The organism is Photobacterium makurazakiensis (assembly GCF_050336715.1).
Classification (GTDB): domain Bacteria; phylum Pseudomonadota; class Gammaproteobacteria; order Enterobacterales; family Vibrionaceae; genus Photobacterium; species Photobacterium makurazakiensis.
In genome coordinates this window covers 413998-427560 of the sequence record NZ_JAKJSJ010000009.1, presented here as the reverse complement: position 1 = coordinate 427560, position 13563 = coordinate 413998, and the positions used below count along the sequence as shown (strand labels likewise).

The 13563-nt window shown below is 44.4% G+C and carries 12 protein-coding genes; 8 read left to right on the top strand and 4 right to left on the bottom strand.

Annotated features, from left to right (window positions below):
* Nucleotides 1-36 precede the first annotated feature (36 nt).
* A complete protein-coding gene (dinG, locus tag L4D09_RS02225) occupies nucleotides 37-2118 on the bottom strand; it encodes an ATP-dependent DNA helicase DinG (protein ID WP_428455854.1) in 2082 nt (693 codons plus the stop codon).
* Nucleotides 2119-2658: 540 nt separating this feature from the next.
* On the opposite strand from dinG, the gene L4D09_RS02220 reads away from it, so the two are divergent.
* Both L4D09_RS02220 and L4D09_RS02215 read left to right on the top strand, forming a co-directional pair.
* A complete protein-coding gene (locus tag L4D09_RS02220; RefSeq protein ID WP_428455853.1) occupies nucleotides 2659-3633 on the top strand; it encodes a porin in 975 nt (324 codons plus the stop codon).
* A 96-nt stretch (nucleotides 3634-3729) separates the two neighbouring features.
* Complete coding sequence (locus tag L4D09_RS02215) at nucleotides 3730-4371, top strand: YccT family protein (protein WP_428455852.1); 642 nt, start codon at nucleotides 3730-3732, stop codon at nucleotides 4369-4371.
* 100 nt (nucleotides 4372-4471) lie between these two features.
* Here the strand turns inward: L4D09_RS02215 and L4D09_RS02210 are convergent, their stop codons facing one another.
* Entirely contained in the window at nucleotides 4472-4837 is a 366-nt protein-coding gene (locus L4D09_RS02210; protein WP_428455851.1) for a conjugal transfer protein TraR, read from the bottom strand.
* 459 nt (nucleotides 4838-5296) lie between these two features.
* Between L4D09_RS02210 and L4D09_RS02205 the strand changes: the two genes are divergently transcribed.
* The 5 genes from L4D09_RS02205 to recR all read left to right on the top strand — a co-directional run bounded on the left by L4D09_RS02205 (nucleotide 5297) and on the right by recR (nucleotide 9748).
* Nucleotides 5297-5674, top strand: coding sequence for a YbaN family protein (locus tag L4D09_RS02205; RefSeq protein ID WP_428455909.1), 378 nt, complete (start codon nucleotides 5297-5299; stop codon nucleotides 5672-5674).
* Nucleotides 5675-5851: 177 nt separating this feature from the next.
* Nucleotides 5852-6397, top strand: a complete 546-nt coding sequence (gene apt, locus L4D09_RS02200) for an adenine phosphoribosyltransferase (protein WP_428455850.1) — start codon at nucleotides 5852-5854, stop codon at nucleotides 6395-6397.
* Between the two features lie 125 nt (nucleotides 6398-6522).
* A complete protein-coding gene (gene dnaX, locus L4D09_RS02195) occupies nucleotides 6523-8784 on the top strand; it encodes a DNA polymerase III subunit gamma/tau (protein ID WP_428455849.1) in 2262 nt (753 codons plus the stop codon).
* Nucleotides 8785-8812: 28 nt separating this feature from the next.
* Nucleotides 8813-9142, top strand: a complete 330-nt coding sequence (locus L4D09_RS02190; protein WP_428455848.1) for a YbaB/EbfC family nucleoid-associated protein — start codon at nucleotides 8813-8815, stop codon at nucleotides 9140-9142.
* A 3-nt stretch (nucleotides 9143-9145) separates the two neighbouring features.
* Entirely contained in the window at nucleotides 9146-9748 is a 603-nt protein-coding gene (recR, locus tag L4D09_RS02185) for a recombination mediator RecR (protein WP_428455847.1), read from the top strand.
* 111 nt (nucleotides 9749-9859) lie between these two features.
* Here the strand turns inward: recR and L4D09_RS02180 are convergent, their stop codons facing one another.
* Nucleotides 9860-10405, bottom strand: coding sequence for a regulatory protein ToxS (locus L4D09_RS02180; protein WP_428455846.1), 546 nt, complete (start codon nucleotides 10403-10405; stop codon nucleotides 9860-9862).
* The gene (locus tag L4D09_RS02175; protein WP_428455845.1) at nucleotides 10396-11256 is read right to left on the bottom strand and encodes a winged helix-turn-helix domain-containing protein; all 861 of its coding nucleotides are present in this window, start codon (nucleotides 11254-11256) and stop codon (nucleotides 10396-10398) included. Before L4D09_RS02175 ends, L4D09_RS02180 begins: the two co-directional genes overlap by 10 nt.
* Nucleotides 11257-11514: 258 nt before the next feature.
* Between L4D09_RS02175 and htpG the strand changes: the two genes are divergently transcribed.
* Complete coding sequence (gene htpG, locus L4D09_RS02170; protein ID WP_428455844.1) at nucleotides 11515-13413, top strand: molecular chaperone HtpG; 1899 nt, start codon at nucleotides 11515-11517, stop codon at nucleotides 13411-13413.
* Nucleotides 13414-13563: the final 150 nt, after the last annotated feature.

Sequence of the window (13563 nt, the reverse complement as noted above, 5' to 3'; positions counted from 1 at the left end):
GGATTCAAGCTTGGCTTTAGCATTTTGTGATTGTAGTTATGATGAATGCTCAATAATGCGTTTAAATGGTGGCAGAGAATCAAGTAGCGCTTTGCCATAACGACGATTGATAACGCGCCTGTCGAGTAATACCACTCTACCTGAATCGTCCTCTTTGCGCAGTAAACGCCCAGCAGACTGAATCAGCTTTTTACTCGCTTCAGGTACCGATATTTGCAAGAACGGATTACCGCCTTTGCTTTCAATGTATTCGGCATGTGCTTCTTCTACGGGTGAGGTCGGTACAGCAAATGGTATTTTGGTTATGATTAGGTTTGTAAGCAAGTTACCCGGTAAATCTAGCCCTTCGGAAAAACTTCCCGTACCAAACATAATGCTTGTTTTGCCGTTCTTACAATTTTCTTTGTGCTTTTTTAGCGTGATATGGCGTGCTTCTTCACCTTGAATAAGCAGATCCCACTTATTTTTTTTCGCAAGTGGGCGAAGTTTGTCTGCGACTTGGTTCATTTGCCAATAAGATGAAAACAGCACAAGGCTGGCGGTCTCGCCTTCAAGGTATTCGGGCAATGTTTTGATCAGCAACTCAGTAAACTTCTCGGCTTGAGGCTCTAATGGCATCGCAGGAACCACTAAGCGGGCATTGTTTTCATAATCAAAAGGCGATGCTAAAGCGAGAAAGCGAGTCGCGTCTTTTTCAAATATGCCGGCTTGACGACAGAAGTAATCAAACTTATTCAGTGCTCGAAGGGTTGCCGACACCAAAATAGAACCCACTGCGCGGCTCCATAATAGCTGGTCGAGTCGATGCCCAACTTCTAGCGGTGAGACTTCTATAATGTAGTCATCTTCACGGTCGGAGCTCTTTTCTATCCATATTGCCAGTGGTGCCCCTTTGTCTTTTTTAGGCAGAGACATCAGTGACCATACCTTTTCTAGGTTTTCTAGGCGTTGAAGGTAGAAGCCAGATTCTGCTAGTGCCTGTTCACCTAAACGCGGCAATATTTCATTGTCTTTGGTTCGCTCGGAAATCAAATCATGGATTTTTCCTAATGACTGCAAGGCTTTTTTACTCGCATTTTTACAGCCTTTTGCTTCTTCCAATAGCCAGTCGGGGAGTTCACCGTGTTCAAAACGGTAGATACCATCTTTGCTAAAGTGGGTTGGATCGATGTTATTGGCGATTTGACGTAAGCTCGGGATCAAAACGGCAATGTTTTCACTCAATGCGGTTTGAAAACGGCCTGATTTCTTATAGTCAGCCAGTTCGGCAAACTTACCAACCGATTGATTGAGTTTTTCGAGCCAGCTTGCTGCGCCTTTTAAGCTGGCAGCGGCCGATGAAAAGTCACGCGCAACTTGTGGCAAGTGATGGGCTTCATCAACCACATAAATGGTTTTTTCGGGTTCAGGTAAAATAACCCCGCCACCTAATTCGATGTCAGCCATTAGCAATGCGTGGTTGGCAATGATGACATCGGCTTTTTCAAGGTGCTCGCGAGCTTTGGCAAAAGGGCAGTCCCGGTGCTTGGGTAGACCCGAGTGACAACTGTGTTTATCAGCGACAATTTGCTGCCATACCCTATCAGGGATAGTGGTTGGCCAGCTATCTCGGTCGCCATCCCACTTATTACTCTCACGAGCGGTTAACATGCGCCTCAAAAGATCTAAATCTGACTTTTTAGGTTTTTCTTCCCATAGCGTAACTTGTTGTTCTGTATCTGAATTGCAACTCGCCTCTAGTTTATGGCTGCAGCAATAGCGCTGGCGGCCTTTTGCGAGGATAAAGCTGAATTCTTTCGGGAAAATACGGTTAAAAAGTGGCAGATCTTTATTGATTAGTTGTTCTTGAAGCGCCACGGTCGCCGTTGAGATCAGTATTTTTTTATTGTTAAACAAAGCAAATGGGATAGCGCCCAACAAATATGCAAGCGACTTACCAATACCCGTACCAGCCTCTGCAACCAGCATTCGGTGTTTGTCATGGTATTCACCTGCTAACGTTTTGGCGATCTCAGCAACAAGATAGTTTTGAGCCCTTCTAGGTATAAAGTTATCTAACTGATTTCCAAGGTTCTCATAGCATTGCTTGATATCACTTTTTACCTGCTTGTGTAACATAACTGAAACTTCGTAAGGGTTGGGGCAAGCATTATAGCACGAACATCTAATTGTGAGCGGAAGCAAGTTTCTGTGTATTTAATTGGAAAAGTGAGACTTCCTTCACGAATTTAAATTGAACCTAATATTTGAAGAGTAAAGTATTGTTTTGCTAATGCTAATAAACTGCCATTACCCTATATATGTGGTGTTTTGTGCTACTAATGGTATTTTTTTGCTGTATCGTTTGGTTTTAAATGTCGATATTTGTGGAGGTTAAAAAAGTATATAAGTTCCATATGGCGTAAATTTAGTGTTTAAAACTCACTCGGCTTTAACGCTAAGTTATTGATTGTCTAATTGTTTGATGTTTTTTTAGCTTTGATTTAGAACATTTGACATGAAGTTGAATGTTCTGTCAGGATGAATCCCACAAATTACTTGCTCTTGGGTTTTTTTATTGTTCTTTATGTTTGTAAGGGATAATAAACCGAAGGGTTATAAGAAAAGGGATTCTGGAAACAGGAATTCCAGTCTAAATAAGAAAAGGCAGTGGATATCATGAAAAAGACTCTTCTAGCACTATCAGTACTAGCAGCAGGTTCAGCACAAGCTGGCATCAACCTTTATGACGCAAACGGCGTTGTTGTCGACCTATCTGGTGCTGCTGAGGTTCAATACCTTCAGCCTATCCAAGACAAAGACAGCAACGATGATGCTGGTCTTCACCTAGATGATGGTGACCTACAACTAAACACAACTGTAGCAGTTACAAGCCAGCTTAACGCTGTTGCAGGTATCGGTTTTGCTTTTGAAAAGCGCGATGTTACTAACGATGAGCTTTGGGTTGGTCTAGGTGGCGATTTCGGTACACTGACTTTCGGTCGTCAACTATACATCTCTGATGACATGGGTATCGGTAAAGATTACGAGCTAGGTTTTGAGCAAATGGACTTTGTTCAAACTGAAGGTAATGAAGCGATTAAGTACGTATTTGACAACGGTCAGTTCTACTTCGGTTTCACTCACGATCTAGATGCAGAAGCTTCAAGCCCTGCAACTGATTTCCGCGGTTCTGATGGTACTGTTACAGACGTACGTTTAGGTGCACGTTTTGCTGACTTCGATGTTCGTGGTTACTACTACACTGCAGACGATATTGCTCGTGACAATGGTACAAGCATTAACACTGGTACTGATGTTGAAGGTTTCAACCTTGAAGGTGAGTACGTGATGGGTGCATTTGCATTAGCAGCGTCTTACGGCCAAGTTGAGTACACTGATTCAGCAACAAATGTAGTTGAAGATGACGTTGACGTAATCGAGCTAAACGGTTCTTACACTATGGGTAAAAACACATTTGCTCTAGGTTACAACCGCGCTGACGGCGATAACGATACTATCGATAACGTTTATGCAAACGTAACTCACCAGCTTCACAGCAACGTGAAAGTATACGGTGAGCTAGGTTGGGCTGATGCTGATAACCAAGATCTAGATGTTGGTTACCTAGTCGGTATGGAAGTTAAATTCTAATCGAGATCCTCGTTTAGAAATACTTCGAAAAAAGCCGCCGTCATGGCGGCTTTTTGCTATGTTGGCGTAAGGTGAAACAATTTAAGGATAAATAGAATGAAAAATTGGCTTGTTGTTGCAGGGTTACTGGCTTTTCCATTAGGCTTGCAAGCCGCCACGCTGAGTACTGGCAAGAATATTAAATTGTTGGTGGTTGATGGTAAGAAAGTCGAATCATCATTTTGGTCAGAAGCCGAAAGCATTGAACTGCCAGAAGGCAAACACCAAGTCGTGGTGCGTTTTGACGGTGAGGTAAAAGATGGTTCGAAAACCACGATTTATACCACCCGTCCGTATTTGTTTGAGCTTGATGTACCTAAAGAAGATGCGGCCATTGTGCTGCCACGTTTAACCACGATGTCGCAGGCAAAAGCGCATTTTCAACGTGGACCAGAGTGGCAATTAGAAATCGCTAACGGAACAACGCGCGATCTTGATTATGTGCCATTGCAAGGTAAGGGATTTGCCGCTTATAGCGATATGGAAGCGTTAGTGGCTGATTATAACCGCGAACAAGGGATCACCTTCGAGCAAGGTTACGCGGTAGATTTAGAGCAAGCAACGGTTGAAGTCAGCGATAAAGGCGAAGTTAAGATTTCTGGTGATGCACTGGCACAACTTAAACTTTGGTATAGCAAAGCAAATACTGAAGAAAAAGCGGCATTCTCACAATGGGTTGACTCGCAAAAAAGCCAATAATGCTCACACTTAGCTGACGGTTTCATAAAGGCGGGGCATGGTCCCGCTTTATGTGGCTGCTTTAAGGCTTTATGTCTCTTATTTTATCGCGACGCTATTATTATGCGTCGTGGTGGTAACGGCTATGTTCTCGGCAGCTACGGCAACGAGGCTGTGCCGGGTCTTGCTGTAGATCTACAAGCTCAATTTCCTCTTCACAATCCACGCACAAACCATACATACCTAATTTAGTCGAGCATACTGCCGCATCGACTTTTTCCATTCTGCTGGCTAAATCAAATAGATTGGGAATGAATGATGACTTTGCCATCAAAATAAGATCACTCAACTCTGCGTTCTCGATTGATGTAGCAGATGGTACGAGTGTGTTGAGCAGCATTTCATTTTTTAGCTCTCTTGCGAGTGAGCCGTGCTCGTGCTCAAGGCGCTGTTTTAGCTGATCGAAAGTGATATCTGACGTTGCCATATGATCATCATTATTATTGTGAGTAGTTAAAATTAGTCTAAGACGAATGAAGAGTTTGATTGTGATTTGAATCAAATGTTTATGGGTTAATGTTGGAATAACCGTATTTTCTATCGGTTTTTGTAACAAGCAATATTCGCTATATTGACCTCGCTCAAAATCATAGGCCAACAGAGCCTAATTATAAACAGAAAGCTCAGTAAATAAAGGACGTGTACCATGGAACAGGATTTCAAAGACCCCTACAGCATTAAGTACTTTTTGGGCTTTTTACTTGTAATGGGAATACCAACATTGCCTGCAAGTTTAACCCTGATTGAGATTTTTTCACGATAAAGATAATGGTCTTTAGCCGTAATTAATGAATACCAGTGACTAAGTGTTGCTGGTATTTTTGTTTGGGGCTGTCTGCTGTAGACTCAACATAGGTGTTTCGAAACAGGGATTGATGTGAAGGAAATGGTAAAACGTGCGTTATTGTTGTTATGTGGTTGGCTCTGTGTCGGATTAGGTATACTTGGCGTTATTTTACCTCTGCTGCCCACAACCCCGTTTTTATTGTTAGCCAGCGCGTGTTTTATGCGGGGGTCACCACGTCTGAATCATTGGTTAATGCAGCACCCGCATTTTGGCCCTATTTTACACAATTGGCATCAACACCGAGCTGTTTCAAGCAATGTTAAACGGCGTGCCAATATCATGATTGTGCTAAGCTTTGCGCTGTCGATTTATCTTGTGCCTTTGCTATGGCATAAGGTGATGCTATTGGTTTTTCTTTCTGTCTTATTAGTATGGTTTAACCGTTTACCTGTTCGTGATGCTAGCCCAGGTGAATAGCGCTTGGTAAATAAGAGAGGTATCTCTCCCTCTTTGCGTTGTTTTCTCGCCAGTCCTTGCCCCTTGTAGTTAAAGTCACTACTATTTGAGCGGAATTTATCAGTGTATACATAGAAGGTATGCACCGTTTTACTTAGTTCGTTAGCCCTTCACAACGGTAGGGCATGGAAAATGATTATGACTCAAGACAAGCTCACGTTAATCAAAAACAGTATCAAGTCGATCCCTGATTACCCAAAACCGGGGATCTTATTTCGTGATGTGACCAGCCTAATGGAAGATCCTGCGGCTTACCAAGCAACAATGCAGGTACTGATCGAGAAGTATCAAGATCAGGGGATCACGAAAATTATTGGTACTGAAGCGCGTGGTTTCTTATTTGGTGCGCCACTCGCACTTGAATTGGGCGTAGGTTTTGTACCTGTTCGTAAGCCGGGTAAATTACCGCGTGAAGTGATTGGTGAAAGCTATGAACTTGAATATGGCCAAGATACCCTTGAAATCCATGTTGATGCGATTAACGACGGTGACAAGGTATTGTTAGTTGATGATTTACTCGCAACAGGCGGTACGATTGAAGCAACAACCAAGTTAGTACGTCGTCTGGGTGGTACTGTTGAAGACGCCGCATTCGTTATTAACCTGCCTGATATCGGTGGTGCAGAACGTTTGAAGGGCATTGGCCTGAACGTGTTCAGTATTTGTGACTTTGACGGCCACTAATACCGTTTATACTTCAATTAGCGGTGTTTAGCTGGCTAATCATTGGGCGCTCGATGACGCGCCCTCTCGCTCAAAAATCCTCCCTGTGCTAGCATTGAGTTCTTGATTCTGTAAGGTTAGTAAACATGAGTTATCAGGTTCTGGCACGCAAATGGCGTCCACACCAATTTGATGATGTGGTCGGTCAGTCCCATGTCTTAACGGCACTGGCTAACGCACTTGCCCATAACCGTCTTCACCACGCTTATTTGTTTAGCGGAACACGCGGAGTTGGTAAAACGACCATCGCCCGTATTTTTGCCAAGGGCTTGAACTGTGAGCAGGGCGTGACATCATCACCTTGCGGGCAGTGTGAAACATGCCGTGAAATCGATGAAGGGCGTTTTGTTGATCTGTTAGAGATTGATGCCGCTTCTCGTACCAAGGTAGAAGATACCCGTGAGCTACTGGACAATGTTCAGTATAAGCCGGCACGTGGACGCTTTAAGGTTTACCTGATTGATGAGGTGCACATGCTATCTCGTCACAGTTTTAACGCCTTGCTGAAGACATTGGAAGAGCCACCAGAATATGTAAAATTTATTCTGGCGACGACTGATCCTCAAAAACTACCCGTTACGATCCTATCGCGCTGTTTACAGTTCCACCTTAAACATCTCGATAATACCCAAATTCAATCTCAGCTTGAAAATGTACTGACACAAGAGCAAGTTGAATTCGAACCGCGTGCGTTAGGTTTACTAGCACGAGCTGCAGAAGGCAGTATGCGAGACGCATTGAGTTTGACCGATCAGGCCATTGCTCTTGGTAATGGTCAAGTTGTCGCCCAGTCGGTATCTGAAATGCTGGGTACGCTAAATACCGAGCAAGCATTGTATTTGCTAGAAGCTGTTGCGAAAGGTGAAGCGCAGCCTGCAATGGCTTGTCTTGAAGAGCTTGCCGGTGTGGGTGTTGAATGGGATAGCCTATTACGTGAATTAGCAACTCAACTGCACCGTGTCGCGATGCATCAAGCATTACCGGCTTCGCTTGATAGCGCAGCACCAGATGCTGAGCGAATCGAAATATTAAGTAAATCTGTTTCACCACAGGAAGTGCAGCTATGCTATCAAATTGCACTACAAGGCCGACAAGATCTGTCTTTTGCACCTGATGGCCGTACAGGGCTTGAGATGGTTCTGCTACGAATGCTGGCTTTTCGACCGGTTTCGGTTTCGGCTGTTACGCCACAACCGATTGCTATCCCGAGCTCTCAGCCAGCGGCTGTGGTTTCGCAAACGGCTGCAACTCAACCGCAAGGTCAGGGCATGCAGCGGGTGCAAGCACTGAAAGCGCAAATGAATGGTGGTCAAGCTTCGGCTCAGGCTCCTTTGCCATCACCGCAACAGATGCTAAACCAGCCCCTAACGCCTCAACCACAAGGTACGCAGGCGCAAAATATGCCTCAGCATGGGCAGTACCAACCTAGCAGAGCGGCTGAGCCTCAACAGACACCGCCGCCATCGTATGATGCTGCTCCCCAAGGTTATGAGCCACAACATCCGGCTCAAGCTTATGATGTAGCGCCGCAAGAGCCGCTACAACCACCGCCGATGCAGCAACAACCGATGCAGCAAACGGCGCCAGCAGCCCGTCCTGCTACTTCTGCAGCATCAGGCTTAATGGCTGCACGCAATAAGTTGCGTAGCCAAGCGAAACGTGATCCACAAGCACCAACCACCTCAAAAAAGGGTGAACCGGTACGGGCGAAAAAAAGCACATCAGGCGTGCTAGAGCGCATCGCCAATAAGCAAAATGGCCAAGCGGTATCTACCGCTCAAGCGATGCCTGTACCGGGCGTGTCAACGGCACCGATACTTGAACCCGCGCAAAGCGATGAGTATCAATGGCGAGCAACGATAAACGTAGAAGACACCCAAGAAGCGGTGCTAGAGGTTGCACCAACGGCCTTAAAGCAGGCGTTGGAGCATGAAAAAACGCCTGAAATGGCAAAATTGCTTGTCAAGGAAGCAGCAAATAAGGATAGTTGGTCGGATTGGGTGACTAAACTTAATGTAGGTCGGTTAGTACAGCAACTTGCCCTTAATTCTGCATTTACTCGTGATGGTAATGCAGCGACATTATTGCTGCGACCGGCGCAGAAGCACCTTGATACACCAAAGGCTCGCGAACAGTTAGCGCAAGCGCTATCGGTGTTGTTTGAAGAGCCTGTATCATTAAACATTGAATTGAGTGATGAAGGGCATTCGCCGCTTGAGTGGCGAGAAGCAATTTATCAGCAGAAATTGGAACAGGCCAAGCACAGCTTGCAGTCTGATCCGAACGTGAACTTTATTTGTCAGCGGTTTGCCGCTGTTCTAGATGAAGAGAGCGTAAGACCCTTATAGATCAACCAGACCAATAGAGAGAGATAATATGTTTGGTAAAGGCGGTATGGCTAACATGATGAAGCAGGCGCAGCAAATGCAAGAGCGCATGCAAGAGATGCAAGAAGAGATCGCAAATATGGAAGTCACTGGCGAGTCTGGTGCTGGCCTTGTGAAAGTAACCATTACTGGTAGCCACAGTGTACGTCGCGTTGAGTTGGATGACAGCCTAATGGAAGACGACAAAGACATGCTTGAAGATCTCATTGCGGCGGCATTTAACGATGCTGCACGTCGTGTTGAAGAAACTCAAAAAGAAAAGATGGCTGGTGTAACTGGCGGCATGAACTTGCCTGCTGGCTTTAAAATGCCATTCTAATTAATGCGTACCAGTCACTTACTGGAACAATTAATGGAGGCCTTACGTTGCCTGCCTGGGGTTGGCCCCAAGTCGGCGCAGCGTATGGCCTTCAATTTGTTACAGCGAAATCGTCAGGGTGGTTTGCAGCTAGCAGATGCTCTGAGTCGTGCAATGACAGATATCGGTCATTGTCGCGATTGCCGCACCTTCACTGAAGAAGAAGTGTGTGCTATATGCGCTAATCCTCGTCGTCAGGAAAATGGCCAGATTTGTGTCGTTGAAAGTCCTGCTGACATTGTCGCGGTTGAATCTACTGGTCAGTTTTCAGGGCGATACTTTGTATTAATGGGGCATTTGTCACCATTAGACGGTATTGGTCCTTCAGATATCGGTTTAGATAGCCTTGAGTTTCGAATGCAGAATGAATCCATTGCGGAATTGATTTTGGCAACGAACCCGACGGTAGAAGGTGAAGCAACAGCTCACTATATTGCTGAGCTATGCAGTGAATATGATATTCCAGCGACACGTATTGCTCATGGCGTACCGGTTGGTGGAGAGCTTGAATTAGTCGACGGGACAACCTTGTCTCACTCACTAGCAGGGCGACAACGTCTATATTGATAGATATAGACCGATATTGTACTCAATAAGTTATTAAAAAGCCGACATTGTGAATTTCACATGTCGGCTTTTTCGTACTTGCAACTATCCAGATTGGTATAGCAGGCTGAACTAGAGCGAGTATAAAATACTCGAACCATAGCTCAAGCTAGTCAATAAAATCGATTTTTCGTTCATTACATCGATACGGCGGCTCTGTTGGGCATCCATTCGAATAAGCTGTTTTACGATCTCTAAATGACTATTTTTAAAGTCATTGTTTTGGCCTGAAGTAATGTCTTTAAACTCTTTAGGCTCTGTTAGTAAGTAGCCACCGCTAACACTCCACTCACCGGATTCCGAGATGTGTAGCGTTAGTGGCTGTTCACTATCACTAAATAGCTTTACCAACGTAATGCGTGAATAGGTTTTATTAGGCAGATAAACGACATGGCTGTTTTGTTCGACACGACGAAGCATACCAAGTTCATCGATTTCTGTTTCAATACGGCTGACGGATACTGACTGCCACTCACGAGACATTAGAAGTTGTTCTTGCTTGTAATTACTCGAGTAATAAAGCCAGACGCTAAAGACCGTAGACAGTGCTAATAAAATAATTGCCCAGTACTTTTTCATTTGCGCGAGCGCTGGGTTGTGCGTAGTCGTTACTGGCATAACTTAGTACTGTCCTTTTGGCTTGTAAGCAAACGAAGTGTCACGTTTTCGCTAGGTGTATCACTGCTATGTATATAGTTAAGCCAAATCTGGTTACTTTGCCCCCCTGTCGCAATGACTTCCACAGGGTGCTTGTCACCTTCATGGTGCTTTAAGTAAGACTCAACACATTGTGTGATCATCGCGTGCCATTGTGAGACATTTGGGTGATTTTTAGGTACGAGTACCCTTACGCCCTCGACCGTTTTTAATTGTTCAAAGGCTTCTGATTTAGGCGGCACACTAATGTTAACTAAAATAGGCAGCAAGAGGGCGAAGAGTACAGCCAAGCCATTAATCAATGGCCATGATAATTTTTTAGTTTTTTTACTTTGTGCCGGCTGGGTACGACTTACTGGCGTTTTTGGCTGTTCTTGTTCGTCTAACTCACTCTCTGTGACGGTGTGAGTATCGGCGTCGATATCTTGAGCTTCATGTAACTCGGCGTCACTGACATTCACTTGGTCAGATAACGAGTCGACATTCGCGATCATTTGGTAGCCACGCTTAGGCACGGTTTTAATAAATTCAGGTGATTTTGTCGAGTCTTTCAGGGCCTTGCGAAGAGTCGAAATAGCTTGCGTTAGGCTTGAGTCATCAACTTCAAAACCTTGTTCACGCCAGACATAATCATGAAGGCGATTACGGGTAATAATCGCCCCAGGATCTTCAATCAGCAGGCTCAACGCTCGGCTTTCATTACTACCAAGTCGAGTGAGTTCATCGTTTTCTTGCTGATCGAGCAAGCTGTTATCATATGGGTCAAACAAAAAACGTTGCCCAATTAGGAATTTATTTTCAATTTTATTCATTTTTAGCACCAACGGTACAACCTACAAGCATATATAGCATGTCGCCCCTTAATCATCTCTGAACATAAAAAACATAAAAAAAGGCACTGAAAAAACATAAAGAATATAAAAGCGGGTATTTTAGGTTGAAAACGGTAACTTTGACCATATCTATTTAGATAAATCTTCATGGTAAAGATGAACTTTTTTACTTGAACTACTTTCTGCCTAAAAAGGCAGTCCTTAATTAGTTACAAATGTATGAGCTTTGGAGTTGAGATGAGCGATCAAACTATCCATAAAAACAAGGAAACACGTGGTTTTCAGTCTGAAGTAAAGCAACTTCTGCACCTGATGATTCACTCTCTGTATTCAAATAAAGAGATTTTCTTACGAGAGTTAATTTCAAATGCGTCGGATGCTGCAGATAAATTGCGCTTTCGTGCGTTGTCTCAACCTGATTTATTCGAAGATGATGCAACGTTAGGGGTTAAGCTGTCGTTCAATGAGCAAGCTGGCACACTAACGATTAGTGATAATGGTATTGGTATGAGCCGTGATGACGTGATTGAGCACTTAGGCACAATTGCAAAATCGGGCACGAAAGATTTTTTTGCCAAACTAAATGACGATGAGTCAAAAGACTCTCAGCTAATTGGCCAATTCGGTGTGGGTTTCTACTCTGCATTTATTGTGGCTGATTCGGTTACGGTTAATACACGAGCAGCAGGTGCTGCGGCTGATCAAGCCGTATCTTGGCAGTCTGGTGGTGAAGGTGACTACAGCGTCGAAGATATCGAGAAAGCAAGCCGTGGTACAGATATCGTTCTTCATTTACGTGAAGATGAAAAAGAGTTCTTAAGCGAGCACCGCCTGCGTGACATTATCGGAAAATATTCTGATCACATTGGTATTCCCGTTCATATCCAAACGGTTGAGCGTGATGACGAAGGTAATGAAACTGGTCGCAAGTGGGAGCAAATCAATAAGGCGCAAGCGTTATGGACCCGCAATAAATCTGATATTAGCGAAGAAGAATACAAAGAATTCTACAATCATGTATCGCACGATTTTGCTGAGCCGCTGACATGGAGCCATAACCGTGTTGAAGGTAAGCAAGATTACACTAGCTTGCTTTATATCCCGTCAAAAGCACCTTGGGATATGAACAACCGTGATAGTAAGCATGGCTTGAAGCTATACGTACAGCGTGTGTTTATTATGGATGATGCGCAGCAATTTATGCCTTCGTACTTGCGCTTTATGCGTGGCTTGATTGATTCGAATGATTTACCGCTAAACGTGTCGCGTGAAATCCTGCAGGATAACAAAGTGACTCAGTCATTACGTAAGGCATGTACTAAACGTGCACTGACGATGATGGAGCGCTTGGCAAACAATGATGCCGAAAAATATCAGAGCCTGTGGAATGAATTTGGTCAGGTACTAAAAGAAGGCCCGGCTGAAGACATGGCTAACCGCGAGAAAGTCGCGAAGCTATTACGCTTTAGCTCAACGCATGCAGAAACAGTTGAACAAACGGTATCGCTGTCTGATTACGTTTCACGCATGAAAGAAGAGCAAGATAAAATCTTCTTTATTACTGCTGATACTTTCACGGCGGCGAAGAACAGCCCTCACCTAGAGCAGTTCCGCACTAAAGGTCTGGAAGTTATCCTAATGCACGACCGCATTGACGAGTGGTTGATGGGTCACCTAGCTGACTTTGACGGCAAGCAATTCCAAGCGATTACTAAAGCCGATCTTGACCTATCAAAGTTTGAAGACGAAGCGGATAAAGAGAAGCAGAAAGAAACAGAAGAAGCGTTCCAGTCTGTGGTTGAACGTACTAAAACGTACTTGGGCGATCGTGTTAAAGATGTTCGCCCTACGTTTAAGCTACAAGGTACACCAGCGGTAGTGGTTACTGATGAGCATGAGATGGGCACGCAAATGGCTAAGCTGCTTGCGGCTGCTGGTCACGATGCGCCTGAAGTTAATTACATCTTTGAGCTGAACCCACAACACCCGCTAGTCAATAAGATGGCAGATGAAGCTGACGAAGAAGCGTTTGGCCGTTGGGTTGAAATGTTGCTAGGTCAAGCAATGCTGGCAGAGAAGGGTTCGATGGATGATCCTTCTCAGTTCCTAGCCGCAGTAAACAAATTATTGGCTTAATTTTTTAGGCATAGCGCGATATGACTAAGGTCTAATCGCGCTTTGTCTATGTCTAATTGTATTCTGATACAGCATGTAATCACGGCTTGTGGCCTGTACTGGGCTTGCGAGTCTGTGCTAATCAGTGTATTTTTTCTTTTTTTTGAAAAC